9 protein-coding genes are annotated in these 14177 nt (G+C 73.0%); 6 read left to right on the forward strand and 3 right to left on the reverse strand.

The genetic code is table 11. The annotated features are described in order from the left end of the window. The first annotated feature begins 9 nt into the window (after nt 1–9). The 6 genes from hisS (at nt 10) to ACWCPW_RS24545 (ending at nt 10377) form a co-directional block, all read left to right on the forward strand. On the forward strand, nt 10–1269 hold the full coding sequence (gene hisS / locus ACWCPW_RS24520; RefSeq protein WP_449763750.1) for a histidine--tRNA ligase: 1260 nt from the start codon (nt 10–12) through the stop codon (nt 1267–1269). After that, entirely contained in the window at nt 1266–3068 is a 1803-nt protein-coding gene (gene aspS / locus ACWCPW_RS24525) for an aspartate--tRNA ligase (RefSeq protein ID WP_449763751.1), read from the forward strand. Before hisS ends, aspS begins: the two co-directional genes overlap by 4 nt. Before the next feature lie 749 nt (nt 3069–3817). After that, nucleotides 3818–4330, forward strand: coding sequence for a hypothetical protein (locus tag ACWCPW_RS24530; RefSeq protein ID WP_449763752.1), 513 nt, complete (start codon nt 3818–3820; stop codon nt 4328–4330). Nucleotides 4331–4436: 106 nt separating this feature from the next. Further along, a complete protein-coding gene (locus tag ACWCPW_RS24535; RefSeq protein WP_449763753.1) occupies nt 4437–5249 on the forward strand; it encodes a vWA domain-containing protein in 813 nt (270 codons plus the stop codon). A 395-nt stretch (nt 5250–5644) separates the two neighbouring features. Further along, the gene (locus ACWCPW_RS24540) at nt 5645–7006 is read left to right on the forward strand and encodes a replication-associated recombination protein A (RefSeq protein WP_449763754.1); all 1362 of its coding nucleotides are present in this window, start codon (nt 5645–5647) and stop codon (nt 7004–7006) included. 818 nt (nt 7007–7824) lie between these two features. Further along, nucleotides 7825–10377, forward strand: coding sequence for an ABC transporter permease (locus ACWCPW_RS24545; RefSeq protein ID WP_449763755.1), 2553 nt, complete (start codon nt 7825–7827; stop codon nt 10375–10377). An 81-nt stretch (nt 10378–10458) separates the two neighbouring features. Here ACWCPW_RS24545 and ACWCPW_RS24550 read toward each other — a convergent pair whose 3' ends face one another. The 3 genes from ACWCPW_RS24550 to ACWCPW_RS24560 all read right to left on the reverse strand — a co-directional run bounded on the left by ACWCPW_RS24550 (nt 10459) and on the right by ACWCPW_RS24560 (nt 14137). Then, nucleotides 10459–11175, reverse strand: a complete 717-nt coding sequence (locus ACWCPW_RS24550; protein WP_449763756.1) for an alpha/beta hydrolase — start codon at nt 11173–11175, stop codon at nt 10459–10461. A gap of 460 nt (nt 11176–11635) precedes the next feature. Beyond that, a complete protein-coding gene (locus ACWCPW_RS24555) occupies nt 11636–13135 on the reverse strand; it encodes a threonine/serine ThrE exporter family protein (RefSeq protein ID WP_449763757.1) in 1500 nt (499 codons plus the stop codon). Nucleotides 13136–13363: 228 nt separating this feature from the next. Next, entirely contained in the window at nt 13364–14137 is a 774-nt protein-coding gene (locus ACWCPW_RS24560; protein WP_449763758.1) for a DUF2470 domain-containing protein, read from the reverse strand. Nucleotides 14138–14177 lie beyond the last annotated feature (40 nt).

The following is a 14177-nucleotide window of genomic DNA, read 5'->3' on the forward strand; positions in this document are numbered from 1 at the left end:
TTTCATACCGTGAGTACCTTCAACGCCCCCAAGGGCACCTTCGACATGCTTCCGCCGTACTCGGAGACGTTCAACCGGATCCGGATCCAGTTCGGCCTGGAGCTGCGCGACGCGGGTTTCCAGTACATCGAGACCCCCACCTTCGAGGAGACCGGCCTCTTCCTGCGCGGCGTCGGCGAGTCCACCGACATCGTCACCAAGGAGATGTACACCTTCGAGGACCGCGGCGGCCGCTCGCTGACGCTGCGCCCCGAGGGCACCGCGGCCGTGATGCGCTCGGTACTCCAGCACAACCTGTACGCCGGCCGGCTGCCGGTCAAGCTGTGGTACTTCGGCTCGTACTACCGCTACGAGCGCCCCCAGGCGGGCCGCACCCGCCAGTTCACCCAGGTCGGCGCCGAGGCGATCGGCAGTGACGACCCGCTGGTCGACGTCGAGATGATCGCGCTCGCCGCCGAGGGCTTCATGAAGCTGGGCCTGCGCGACTTCCGGCTGCTGCTCAACTCGCTCGGCTGCCGCGAGTGCCGCCCGGTCTACCGGGCCAAGCTCCAGGAGTTCCTGCGCGCGCTCGACCTGGACGCGGACACGCACGCGCGGATCGAGATCAACCCGCTGCGCGTGCTCGACGACAAGCGCCCCGAGGTGCAGGCGCTGATCGCGGACGCCCCGCTGATCACCGACCACCTGTGCCAGGCGTGCGCCGAACACCACAGCTTCGTCCGCGGCATGCTCGACGAGCTGGAGATCTCCTACGAGGACACGCCCCGGCTGGTCCGCGGGCTGGACTACTACAACCGGACCACGTTCGAGTTCGTGCACGACGGCCTCGGCGCGCAGTCGGCGATCGGTGGCGGCGGGCGCTACGACGGCCTCTCCGAGGACCTCGGCGGCCCCGACCTGCCCTCGGTGGGCTGGGCGCTGGGCATCGGCCGCACGATGCTCGCGATGGAGGCCGAGGGCCAGGCCGTGGAGACCCCGGCCGACTGCGACGTCTACGGCGTCGCGATCGGCGACGCGGCCCGCCGCGCGGTGTTCGGCATGATCACCCAGTTGCGGATCGAGGACATCCCCGCCGATATGGCCTTCGGCGGGAAGAAGCTCAAGGGCGCCATGAAGGCCGCGTCGCAATCCGGCGCCCGCTACGCCATCGTCGTCGGCGACCGCGACCTCACCGAGGGCGTCGCCCAGATCAAGGACCTGTCGAACGGGGACCAGACCCCGGTCCCGCTCGATGAGGTCGTCACCGTCTTGAAGGAGAAGCTTCAGTGATCCGCACCCATGACGCCGGGACGCTCCGCGCCGAGCACGCCGGCCACACCGTGACGCTCGCCGGGTGGGTCGCCCGGCGGCGCGACCACGGCGGCGTGGCGTTCGTGGACCTGCGGGACGCGTCGGGCACCGTACAGGTGGTCTTCCGCGACCTGGAGACCGTGCACAACCTCCGCTCCGAGTTCTGCGTGCGGATCACCGGCGACGTGCGGGTGCGTCCCGACGGCAACGAGAACACCGAGATCCCCACCGGTGCGATCGAGGTCGTCGTGGACGACTTCGAGATCCTCTCGGAGGCGGCCCCGCTGCCGTTCCCGATCGAGGAGTACACCCCGGGCACGGTCAACGAGGAGGTGCGGCTCAAGCACCGCTACCTCGACCTGCGGCGCGCGCCGATGGCCCGCAACCTGCGGCTGCGCTCCAAGGTCACCCGGGTGATCCGCGAGGTGATGGAGGACCACGACTTCCTCGACATCGAGACGCCGTACCTGACCCGGTCCACGCCCGAGGGCGCCCGCGACTTCCTGGTGCCGGTGCGGCTCCAGCCGGGTTCGTGGTACGCGCTGCCGCAGTCGCCGCAGTTGTTCAAGCAGCTGCTCATGGTGGCCGGCATGGAGCGCTACTACCAGATCGCGCGCTGTTTCCGGGACGAGGACTTCCGGGCCGACCGGCAGCCCGAGTTCACCCAGTTGGACGTCGAGATGTCCTTCTGCGACGCCGAGGACGTCCTGGCGCTGACCGAGAAGCTGATCGCGCGCGTGTGGCGCGAGGTGCACGGCGTGGAGATCCCGCTGCCGCTGCCCCGACTGGCCTACGCCGAGGCGATGGCGCGCTACGGCTCGGACAAGCCGGACACTCGCTTCGGCTGTGAACTGGTCGACCTGACCGCCTACTTCGAGGGCACCTCGTTCCGGGTGTTCCAGGCCGAGTTCACCGGCGCGGTGGTGATGCCCGGCGGCGCCGCGCAGACCCGCAAGGAACTCGACGGCTGGCAGGACTGGGCCAAGGCGCGCGGCGCGCGCGGGCTCGCGTACGTGCTGGTCGACGCGGAGACCGGCGAACTGCGCGGCCCGGTGGCCAAGAACCTGTCCGAGGAGCACCTGGCCGGCCTGGTCGAGGCGACCGGCGCGGCCAAGGGCGACTGCATCTTCTTCGCGGCGGGTCGGCGTACGGCCTCGCTGGAACTGCTGGGCGCGGCCCGGCTGGAGATCGCGCGCCGGGGTTCGCTGATCGACGAGTCGCAGTGGAACTTCCTCTGGGTCGTCGACTTCCCGATGTTCGAGCCGATCGAGGACGCGGCCGGCAACCACCAGGGCTGGCACGCGATCCACCACCCCTTCACCGCGCCGACCGCGGAGTGGCTCGACGGGTTCGACAAGAACCCGGGCGAGGCGCTGTCGAACGCGTACGACATCGTGCTGAACGGGACCGAGATCGGTGGCGGTTCGATCCGTATCCACCGTCGGGACGTGCAGGAGCGGGCGTTCGCGGCGATCGGGATGTCGGAGGAGGAGGCGCAGTCGCAGTTCGGGTTCCTGCTGGACGCGTTCGCGTACGGGCCGCCGCCGCACGGCGGGATCGCGCTCGGGCTCGACCGGTTGGTGGCGCTTTTGGGCGGAGCGGACAGCATCAGGGATGTGATCGCTTTCCCGAAGACCGCTTCCGGTGGCGACCCGTTGACCGGGGCTCCGTCGCCGATCACGGTGCAGCAGCGGCGTGAGGCGGGGATCGACGCGAAGCCGAAGGCCAAGTCGGACGCGGGTGACGGTGTCACGGGTGAGGGTGCGGAGAAGGCGTAACCGCTCGCGGGTGGAGGTCGTGGGGACGGTCGGCGTAGGAGTGGCCCCGCCCGCCGGCATGGTCGGTGCGGGGATGGTCCGGCCGTGACTCTCGAGTGGACGCCGTGCCCCCGTCGGCCCCGTACGTGCGGGGATCAGGGCGGCCGAGCCAAGGGCTCGGCCGCCCTTCGGCGTTGCCGGATCCTGTCGACTCGCGGGGGTAGGCGAAACGCTTCTGCACAGGGTCGGAGCGCACGGATCCGGGTCTGCCTACCTTGGAAGTCGAGCCGGTGCCGCACCGGTTCGGATGACCTCGGGGAGGCCGACATGGCGGTGGAGTTGACGAAGCGGCGGGTGCCGGCGGAGTACGTGACGCGGTCCGTCGTGCAGGGGCGCGGCTGGACGCAGGGCGCCATCGCACGATTTCTGGCCGAGCCGGACGGGACGGTGGCGAACATGCGATATCGCGGGTCGCCGCCGACCCGGTTGTACGCGATGGCGCGGGTGCGGGCGATCGAGGGCACGCGCGAGTGGCAGGAGTGGTACTTCGCGTCGCGCCGACGGCGGGCGGCGACGGCGGAGCGGGGGAGCGCGGCCGGGGGCGTCGTACGGCCCGGCCCGTCGGCGCGGACGGCCGGCGCGGGAGGCGGAACACGCGGAGGTGGTGGGCCCGTTGCGCCCGTCGGTGGTGGCGTCGGTGGCGGCGCGGATGTCGGAGCCGAGCGGGATGCTGGGGTGGGCCGGGTTTCGGGCTCGAAAGGGGAGGTCGCATGAGCCACACCGTGCACATCAATCCGCTGCGCTGGTTCACCGATGGCGAGGGTGGCCTGGAGTTCGTCGAGTCGTTCGGCACGCCGGTGCCGGCCGACCTCCTGGAGGAGGCGCGCGCCGTGTCCTACCCGGGAGTCGGCGAGGTGCTGGCCGTGTTGCGGGGCGAAGGGCTGTCCGCGCGCTGTTGGTTCACCCTGTGGGTGGACGGCGCGGAAGTGCCGGACCCCTTGCCGGAGCGACCCGGAGCGGGTGACGGCGACCACCTGGGCGGGTTCGCGGTCGCGGTCGCGGGCGAGCGGAAACGCATCGGGGCCGACGAGCCGGTGTCCGGATTGACCTTCCGGGCCCCGGGGCCGGGCGCGGCGGAACGGGCGGTGGTGGCGCTGGCCGAGGCGTTCGGGCCGCAGGTGATGTGGGCCGGCGACATCGGCGATGTCGTGGTGGTGCCGCCCGGGCTGACGCCGGACCGGTTGCGGGCGCGACGCATGGGGTGCGACATGGCCGATTCCTGAGGGATCTGCCCCTGTTCGTGAGGGCGCGCGATCTGGGAGCGTAGGCCGGTGAAGCCCCCGGGAGGGGGCGGCCACCCGACTCGCTCGACTGCTGGGAGCCCTCGCCATGCCCTTCTCGCTGTTCGGTCGCAAGAAGTCGAACCCGGCCTCGTCGACGGCCGCCGCACCGCCCGCCGCCGCGCCCCCGGCCACCGTGCGCAGCGGGAGCGGCTCGGCGGTCTCGCTGGCCAAGATCGAGCGCTCCGCACCCGGGTTGGTCAGCCTGTACAAGGCGGCCGGGGTGAGCCTGGAGAAGAACCGGCTCGCGGGTGTGCGCGCCGCCGTCTATCTCGTGCTCGACCGCTCCGGCAGCATGGCGCCGTTCTACAAGAACGGGAGCGTACAGGCGCTCGCCGACCGGGTGTTGGCCGCTGCCGCGCACTTCGACGACGACGGCTCGGTGCCGGTGATCTTCTTCGACACGAAGGCGCACGAGGCCGAGGAGATCTCGCTGGACAACTACGGCGGCCGGATCGCCGCGCTGCACAAGAAGCTGGGCCACATGGGCACCACGGACTACGTGTCCGCGATGGAAGCGGTGATCGCGCACTACCGGTCGTGCGGGGCGACCGATCCGGCCTTCGTGATCTTCCAGACGGACGGCGCGCCGAACAACGCCAAGGCCGCCGAGAAGGCGATCTGCCAGGCGGCCGGGTTGCCGATCTTCTGGCAGTTCATCGGCTTCGGCCGGGACGAGTTCCGCTTCCTGCACCGCCTGGACGACCTGCCCGCGCCCAAGTACCGCGTGGTCGACAACGCGGGCTTCTTCGAGGCGGGCGCGGACCCGAGGCGCATGCCCGACGCCGAACTCTTCGACAACCTGATGAACGAATTCCCCGAATGGCTCCAGACGGCCAAGGCAGCCGGGGTGCTGCGCTGACCCGAGGCCTGCGCGGGAGGTTTGCCCGAGCCGCGCGGGCGACGGGCTGGGGTCGCGCGGTTCGGCCGGGCCGGGCCGGGCGGGTCGGCGACGTTGCCGTTGCACGGGTTGTCCGGCAGCGGGGGCGGGTGGGGGCGGGGCGGGGCGAAGCATCGGAGATCTTGGCGCGGTGGCGCGGTGGCGCGGTGCGGGTGTCGCGTTGTGGGGCCATGGTGTCGGGCGGTGGGGCGCGGTGCTGCCCGGTAGGTGCGGCGGCCGTCTCGTGGTGCGCCGGTTTCCGTTCGGCGGCGGTGTGTCGTGGCGAGTGCGGTGGGTCGGTCGGTGGGGGCTCCGGGCCGTGCGCCGGGCGCGTCCCGGGACGGTCGGGAGTCGGGGGTGGGAGTTAGGGTCGGGGAGTGGATTCCGATCTCTTTACCGCTGCCGCCGAGGCCCGGCAGGCCAAGGACCCCTCGCTCGCGCCGCTTGCCGTGCGGATGCGACCGCGCGATCTGGACGAGGTGGTCGGTCAGCGGCATCTGTTGGGTGAGGGATCGCCGCTGCGCCGGTTGGTGTCGTCGGAGAGCCGGGTCACCGCGCCGTCCTCGGTGATCCTGTGGGGGCCGCCCGGCACCGGCAAGACCACGCTCGCCTACGTGGTCAGCCACGTCACCAAGCAGCGTTTCGTGGAGTTGTCCGCGATTACGGCGGGCGTCAAGGAAGTACGCGCGGTGATCGAGGACGCGCGGCGGCAGGCCGGTGCGCAGGGGCGCGACACGGTGCTGTTCCTGGACGAGATCCACCGCTTCTCCAAGGCCCAGCAGGACTCGCTGCTGCCCGCCGTGGAGAACCGCTGGGTGACCCTGATCGCGGCGACCACGGAGAACCCGTACTTCTCGATCATCAGCCCGCTGCTCTCCCGCTCGTTGCTGCTGACCCTGGAGTCGCTGACCGACGACGACCTGCGCGAGGTGGCGCACCGCGCACTCACCGACGAGCGCGGGCTCAAGGGCACGCTCAGCCTCGACCCGGACGCCGAGGAGCACCTGCTGCGCATCGCCGGCGGTGACGCGCGACGGATCCTGACCGCGTTGGAGGCGGGCGCGGGCTCGGCGGCGGACAAGGGCGAGGACACGATCACGCTGGCCACGCTGGAAAGCGCGGTGGATCGCGCGGCGGTGCGGTACGACCGGGACGGGGACCAGCACTACGACGTGGCGAGCGCGTTGATCAAGTCGATCCGGGGCTCCGACGTGGACGCGGCGCTGCACTACCTCGCGCGGATGATCGACGCGGGGGAGGACCCGCGCTTCATCGCCCGGCGGTTGATGATCTCGGCGAGCGAGGACATCGGGATGGCCGACCCCACCGCCCTCCAGGTCGCGGTGGCCGCCGCGCAGGCGGTCGCGCTGATCGGCTTCCCCGAGGCGCGGATCACGCTGTCCCAGGCGGCGATCCACCTGGCCCTGGCACCGAAGTCGAACGCGGCGTATCTCGCGATCGACGCCGCGCTCGCCGACGTCCGAAAGGGCCTGGCCGGTCCGGTACCGCCGCATCTTCGCGACGGCCACTACAAGGGCGCCGCCAAACTCGGCCACGCCCAGGGCTATGTGTATCCGCACGACGTCCCCGGCGGCGTGGCCGCGCAGCAGTACGCCCCCGACGCCATCCACGGCCGCACCTACTACGAGCCCACCCGCCACGGCGCCGAAGCCCGCTACGCCGACATCGCCACGTGGACCAGATCCCGCCTCTCCGGCACCACCCCCACCACGGAATAGCGCCCCCGCCGATTCCGCCACCCTCATCCGCTTTCGGCCGCGCCCCGCCGCGCCCCCGCCTCGCCCCGCCGCGCCCGTCCTCGGTCGCCGGCGAGTGAGCGTGTGCGTCCGCCGCGCCGTGCCGCCCTCCCCCGCCGCGCCCAGCCCTGCCGTGCCGCGCCCCGCCGTACCGCGCCTCGGCCCGCTCGTCCTGGCGGCCCGCGAGTGAGCGTGTGCGTCGGCCCCGCCGCGCCGCCGCGCCCTGCCGTGCCGCGCCTCGGCTCGCCCGTCCTCGGTCGCCGGCGAGTGAGCGTGTGCGTACGTCCCGCCGCGCTTAGTCCTGCCGTGCTGTGCCTCGGTTCGCTCGTCCTGGCCGCCCGTGAGTGAGCGTGTGCGTCCGCCTCGCCGCGCCCGTGCCGCCCTGCCCCGCCGTGCCGCGCTGTGCCGTGCCTCGGTTCGCTCGTCCTGGCCGCCCGCGAGTGAGCGTGTGCGTCCGCCGCGCAGGGCGCCGCGCCCCCGCCGCCACGCCCCGCCCCCGCCGCGCCCTGTCCCTCCCCGCCATGGGCTCGACCCGCTGCCGTAACGCCCATCCGCCGTCCGGCCGTCGCCATGTCCCGGCCCGTCCCGCTTCCTTCGGCCGCTGCCGGGGAAGGGGTGGTGGGGCTCGGGGGGTCGGTCGTGTGGGGGAGTCGGGGGTCGTGTGGGTGATGGGGGCTGGGGTGGTGGGGGCCGTGGGATGTAGGTGAGGGCGGTACCGGTGGGGGACGTCGGCGGGGCTCGGGGCCGGCGAGGATGGGTGGCATCCCAGATGTTTGGTTTCGGTCTCTCGGGGGCTGCCCATGTTTCGTTTCGCTCTGCGCAACGTCGTCGCGCACAAGGCGAGATTGGCGATGACGGCTGTCGCGGTCCTGCTCGGGGTCGCGTTCGTCGCCGGCACCCTGGTCTTGTCGGACACGTTGGGCCGGGCCTTCAAGAACACCGCCGCCAAGAGCTTCGCCGACGTGTCCGTCGCGGTGATCGACGACAACGTGGACCGCACCGGGGCCCGTGAGCACGGCCGCCCCGATCCCACGCTCGGCGAGGACACCCTGAGCCGATTGCGCGCGTTGCCGGGAGTCGCCCGGGCACGCGGTGTGTTGGAGGGGTTCACCGGCGTGGTCGACCGCGACGGCGACCTGCTCGGATCCGGGTGGACCACGATCGGGACCAACTTCGTGCCGAGCCGCGACGGTGTCGACCCGCGCTTCCCGATGCGGGCCGGGCGCGGGCCGGCGGGCGGTGGCGAGATCGCGTTGGACGCCGGGACCGCCGACAAGGGTGGCTTCCGGGTCGGTGACACCGTGCGCGTCGCGCTGAGCGGCCCGATGGTCGAGGTCCGGCTGACCGGGGTGTTCGGGACCGACGATCCGAGGGTGTCGTCGGGCGGTTCGCTGGTCCTGTTCGACACCGCGACCGCGCAGCGCCTGTTGCTCGAGCCCGGCCGCTACGGCGAGATCGACCTGACCGCGGCCCCCGGTACGAGTGAGGCGACGTTGCGGGACGCGGCCGAGCGGCTGGTGCCCCGGTCGGACAACCTGCGGGTCGACTCCGGGCGGGCACTGGCCCGGGCCCAGGTGGACATGATCGAGGCCGGTACCCGGCAGATGACCATCGCGCTGCTCGCGTTCGCCGGCATCGCGCTGTTCGTCGCCACGTTCATCATCGCCAACACGTTCACCATGCTGGTTGCCCAACGCACCCGCGAACTCGCGCTGTTGCGTGCGGTCGGTGCCCGGCGTGGGCAGGTCACCCGGATCGTGCTCGCCGAGGCCGCGGCGGTCGCCGTGGTCGCGTCGTCGCTCGGCCTCGGGGTCGGGATCGCGCTCGCGGGCGCGCTGCGCTCGGCGCTGGAGCGGTTCGGCGCGCACCTGCCCGCCGGGCCGCTGATCGTCGGCGGTCGCACCATCGCGGTCGCACTGCTCGTGGGCGGCGCGGTCACCCTGCTCGCCTCGTGGCTGCCGGCCCGGCGCGCGTCCCGGATCCCGCCGGTCGCCGCGCTGAACACGGTGGAGCAGCCCGCCGGCCACGCCGGCCCGCGCGGTCGCGGCGTGCTCGGCGTACCGGTGACGACCGTCGGCGTGGCACTGACCGCGTACGGCCGTTCGATCGCCGGCGACAGCGGCCGAGTGCCGGTGGCCGTCGGGGTGTTCCTGGTCCTGGTCGGCATCCTCCTGCTCACCCCGCCGCTGTCCCGACCGGTGATCGGGATGAGCGCGCCGCTCCTGGACCGACCGTTCGGCGTGGCCGGTCGGCTGGCCCGGCGCAACGCCGTGCGCAACCCGCGACGCACCGCCGCCACCGCGTCCGCGCTGACCATCGGCCTGTCCCTGATCGCGGGCCTGAGCATGCTCGGCGCGTCGATCCGGCAGGCCGTCGAGGACCGGGCGATCGCCGAGGTCGCCGCGGACTACCGGATCCGGACGGTCAACGGCGCCTCCGTCGACCCGAGCGTGCTCGACGCCGTCGCCCGGGTGCCGGGGGTCACCGCGATGTCCCCGCTGATCCGGGACACCGTGACCCTGGACGGCCACGACGACGCGGTGATCGGGGTGGATCCGAAAGGAATCGAACGCCTGCTCAACCTCGGCGGCACGGCGGACGCCGCGGCGGCGCTGCGCCGAGGCGAGATCCTGGTCGCGCCGGACATCGCCAAGCGGCGCGGGTGGCGGATCGGCTCGGTCGTCGCGATCGGTTATCCCGACGGCTCACGCGGCCGCGTCACCGTCGGCGGCTTCCAGGGCGACCTGGAACAGTTGACCCGGATCACCGTGCCGGCCGCGCTCGTACAGGCGCGTTCCGCCCACCGCGACCTCCGGTCGATCATGGTGCGGACCGCCGACGGCGACAACCCGCGGACCACCCGCGCGATCGAGCGCGCGATCGGCGACAACCCGTTGATCACGGTGGAGGACCGCACCGACGTCCGGCGGTCCATCAGCCGCTCGGTCGACCTGCTGCTCGACATCATGTACGGGCTGCTCGCGATGGCCGTGCTGATCGCCGTGCTCGGCGTGATCAACACCTTGGCCATGTCCGTGTTCGAACGTCGGCGCGAGATCGGGATGTTGCGCGCGATCGGCCTCGACCGCTCGCGGGTACGCACGATGGTCCGGCTCGAATCGCTGGTGATCTCGGTCTTCGGCGCGGTGCTCGGAGTGGTCGTGGGCGCGTTCCTGGCCTGGGGGATCCTGGGCACCCTGCGCTCCAGGCTGCCGGACCTGGTCCTGATCGTGCCCTGGGCCGGCGTCGCCGGATTCCTCGCCCTCGGGGTGGTCGTCGGCATCCTCGCGGCGGTCTGGCCGGCCCGTACGGCGGCCCGCGCGGACGTACTCACCGCGATCGGCAGCCAATGACCGACGTCGGCGCACTCGGGCGACGCGCCCGCGACACACTCGGGCGACGCGCCCGCGACACACTCGGGCGACGCCCGCCGGTCAGTGCACCACCGCGCGCAGCCCGTCCGGATCCGGCGCCGTCATCGCCCGGGCGATCTCGGGGTCCAGCGTCCCGGTGACGGCGCCCACCACGGTGCGATGGATCAACCCGGTCCAGGCCGAGGACCGACGCACCATCGCGTGGCCGTCCGGGAGTTCGAACCGGCAGACCCGTTCGGAGACTTCCCGGGCGGCCAGCGCGTAGCGGTGCGAGGCCTTCGGGCTCGTGGTGTGGTCGGCCGTACCGTGCACGATGACCACGTCGCGGCCGGCGAGTTGGGTGTACGGCTCGTCGTCCTCGATCCACGGCGCGAGGGCGCAGATCGTCCGCACGCTGTCGTGGTCGGCGACGCGCAACGCGGTACGGCCGCCCATCGAATGGCCGACCAGGGTGACCTCGGCGTGCGGGTAGCGGGTACGGATGCCGTCGAGCGCCCACCACGCGTCCTGGACCGGATCGTGGTCGGGCTCGTTCCACCCGCGTACCCGGTAGCGCAGCAGCCAGGTCGCGACGCCCTCCGCGCGGGTCGCCCGGTGGATGCCGCGCGCGATCGGCACCATCCGGCGATACGCCAGATTGCGGGTCGAGGCGGGCTGTTGCCCCCGCGCGCGCCCGCCGGGCAGGACCAGCACGACCGCGCGTACGTCCGTCCCGGTCGGCGGCGACCACGTACGCAGCGCGGCGAGCGGTCCGGTCGATGCGTGCGCGTCCGACATGCGGAGCCCTCCATGCCTCTACTCGGTCCCGACGACCCGAACCACCGTCACCACCCGGGGCCGAACCCCGAACCACCGTCCCAAATCCCGAACGCCCCCACGCCCCATGTCGTTCCCGCCGCCCGCTGACCCGTCACCCGTGAACTCGGCGAACAGCCGCCGCCTCCGGGCCCCGCCCACACCCGCCGAACCGGCCCGCGCACCCGTCGACGCCGCCGAGCACCACGCCGCCGCCCCGGCCCGGACAGCCGCACCGACCCGACCCCCCGGGCCGGCGCATGCGCGGCCCGCGAGTTCCCCTTGCGATACCTCCGCCCGTAGCCCGGAGCCGTCCGGGGGATCCCGGCGGACCCGCGACGCGTGCCCACCTCGCGGCAGCGGAGGGACAGCCCGGGCGTCCCCCGACCGGTCCGACGCCCCCGCCCGGCGCGGGCGCACACCCCTTGCCGCCCCCGCCCCCTCAGAACCCCCGGGTCCGCTTCGAGGCCGGTCGCATTTCGCGCCCCGTGCGCGGTGGCGGTGACGGGAGGACGAAGCGGGCCGCCTCGGAGCCGACGTTGACGCCGGCTGCCAGGGCCAGGGCCAGGGAGGCCGCGTTGACCAGGCTGCGCCAGCCGGAATCGGTGTGGCCCAGGGACAGGCCCAGCATGCCCTGGTACATCGCGCTGCCCGGCAACATCGGGCCGATCGCCGGGATCACGTACGGCAGCGCCGACGTCCCGTGCCACCGCGCGAGCAACTGGCCGAGCAGTCCGAGCAGTCCCGTGGCGACGGCGGTCGCGAGCACCGGTGCGGCGCCGGCCTCGCGCAGCACCTGGAACACCGCCCAGCCGACCGCGCCACCCGCCGCCGCGACCGGCAGCAGCACCCGGCGCACCTGGACCAGCACCGCGAAGGTCATCGACACCGCGCCCGCCGCGAGCAGTTGCACCACGCGGGGGTTGGCGTTGAGGTTGAACGTGCCCTCGACCTCGAACTGCACGCCCACCTGGTCGCCGATGTAGAGCACGATCGAGATGCCGACGATGATGCCGACGATCAGGTAGAAGACCTCCAGCAGGCGGGCCGCGGCGGTGATGTAGAAGCCGGTCAGGCCGTCCTGGACGGCGGCGACCAGGGCTCTTCCGGGCAGCAGCGCGAACAGCCCGCCGGTGACCACGGCGTACGGATTGATCCCGACGCCGACCTTGATCATCCCCACCGTGATCGCGGCGGCGGGCATCGAGGCGAGCACGAACTGGTAGAACTCCGGGACGCCCCGGTCGGCGAGCAACTGCGCCAGCCGCTCGCCGATCAACGCCGCGACGCAGGCGGCGATGGCCACGATCAGCCCGCCGCCGACCATCACGCTCGCGAAGGCCGCGATCAGGCCGGCCGACAGCAGCAACAGGTTGCGCGGGTAGGGGTGTCGGTTGCGGCGGATGTCGGCGAGCCGGTGGTACGCCTCCTCCAGGGTCAATTCGGCGCCGGTGATGTCGGAGACCAGTTGATGCGCCTCGTCGAGCCGGGTGTAGTCCACCGCGCGGCGGCGCACCACCCGCTCGCCGGTGACCGGCGGTTCGACCAGGGACGGCTGATAGGACAGGGTGATCGCGACGAAGGTCACATTGGGCTGGCAACGTTCGAGGCCGTACGCGTCGGTGATGCCCAGCATCGCCGCCTCGACGTCCTCACCGCCCTCGCCGCTGGCGAGCAGCAGTTCGCCGGTGCGCAGCGCCAGGTCCAGGACACGCGGGACCGAGGGGCCGGCCTCGGGCTTGTCCGGGGCGGGCACGATCGGGATGCTCGCGGTGTGCCCGCTGAACCGAAGCTGGGTGCGCAGGCGGTCCTGCCACGGACTGATCCCGGATCGGGGCGCCGATCGGGGCTCCGGCTCCCAGGGCGCGCGCGGGGTGGGGTGGTCGCGACCGTCCCCGTTCGTCGGGTCCTCCGGACCGTGCCGCGCATGTTGCTCCGACACCCCGTGTCGTCCCTTCCGCCGTCCGCCGATGCGGTCGTCTCGCGCCGGCGGACGCGTGATCGGTCCGCCGTGGCGATCCGCCCGAGTGGATCGCCACCCGGTGCCGCGACCGGAAACGTTAGCCGGTTCCGGGTACCGGGCACGGCGCCGCTGATCTTGGACGGGGAGACTGCCCGTACCGCGGCGCATCATGCGACACCGGAAGGCGCTCGCGGGTCGCCGGGGGCGTCACGCCTGTCCGTGCACCCCGTGCAGCAGTCGGCGCAGCGCCCCGCCCAACTCGAGCGGACCGGAGACCGGCGCCTCGAACTCGAACCGCACGTCGCAGGTACGGTCCGGCCCACCGGTGCGCAGCCGGATGCCGTGCCGGTCCAGCGACACCGGTACGACCCGGTGGTCGCAGGCGGGGGCGCCCGCCACGCTCGCCAGCCGGCACAGGTCGTTGCCGTGTGCGGCGGCCAGGTGTTGCAGCAGTTCGGCCTCGTGGCCGGCCAGCGGGTCGGGCTCGGCGTCGGCGTACTCGTCCGGCTCGACGTGCCCGGTGCCCCACAGGTCGTCGACCAGTACCTCGCCGACCTCCAGCCGCACGACGGTGCCCGCGCGCGGCGACGCGGTGGGGTCGGGGGTCGACTCGGTCAGCCGCTCGGCGGCGCGCTCGGCGTCGGCGCCGGTGGGCACGGTCAGCCAGCCCGCGATCCAGCAGTGCGCCCGGACCCGGTGCGGCACCGCGACCGGCGCGACGTCGACCAGGTGCAGCACGGCGGCCACGTCCTCGCGCGAGGTCAGCACCACCGCGGCGGTCTCGGCCGGGACGAGCAACAGCAGCGCGCCGTCCGGCTCGACCGCCCGCGCGGCGGGGATCACGTGCTCGTCCCGGTCGCCGGGCACGTCCAGGGTGGCGGAGCCCGCGTACGCGGCCAGGGTGCGGGCCCGCTCGGCGGTTCGCGGCCGTCGGGAAGAGACATCGGTGCGCCCGGCGTTGGCCTCGGTGGGAACAGACATGGCGTCCTCCAGGTGTGGCGCTCGTTTGCGACCCCCGCTG

It is taken from the genome of Embleya sp. NPDC001921 (assembly GCF_053594475.1).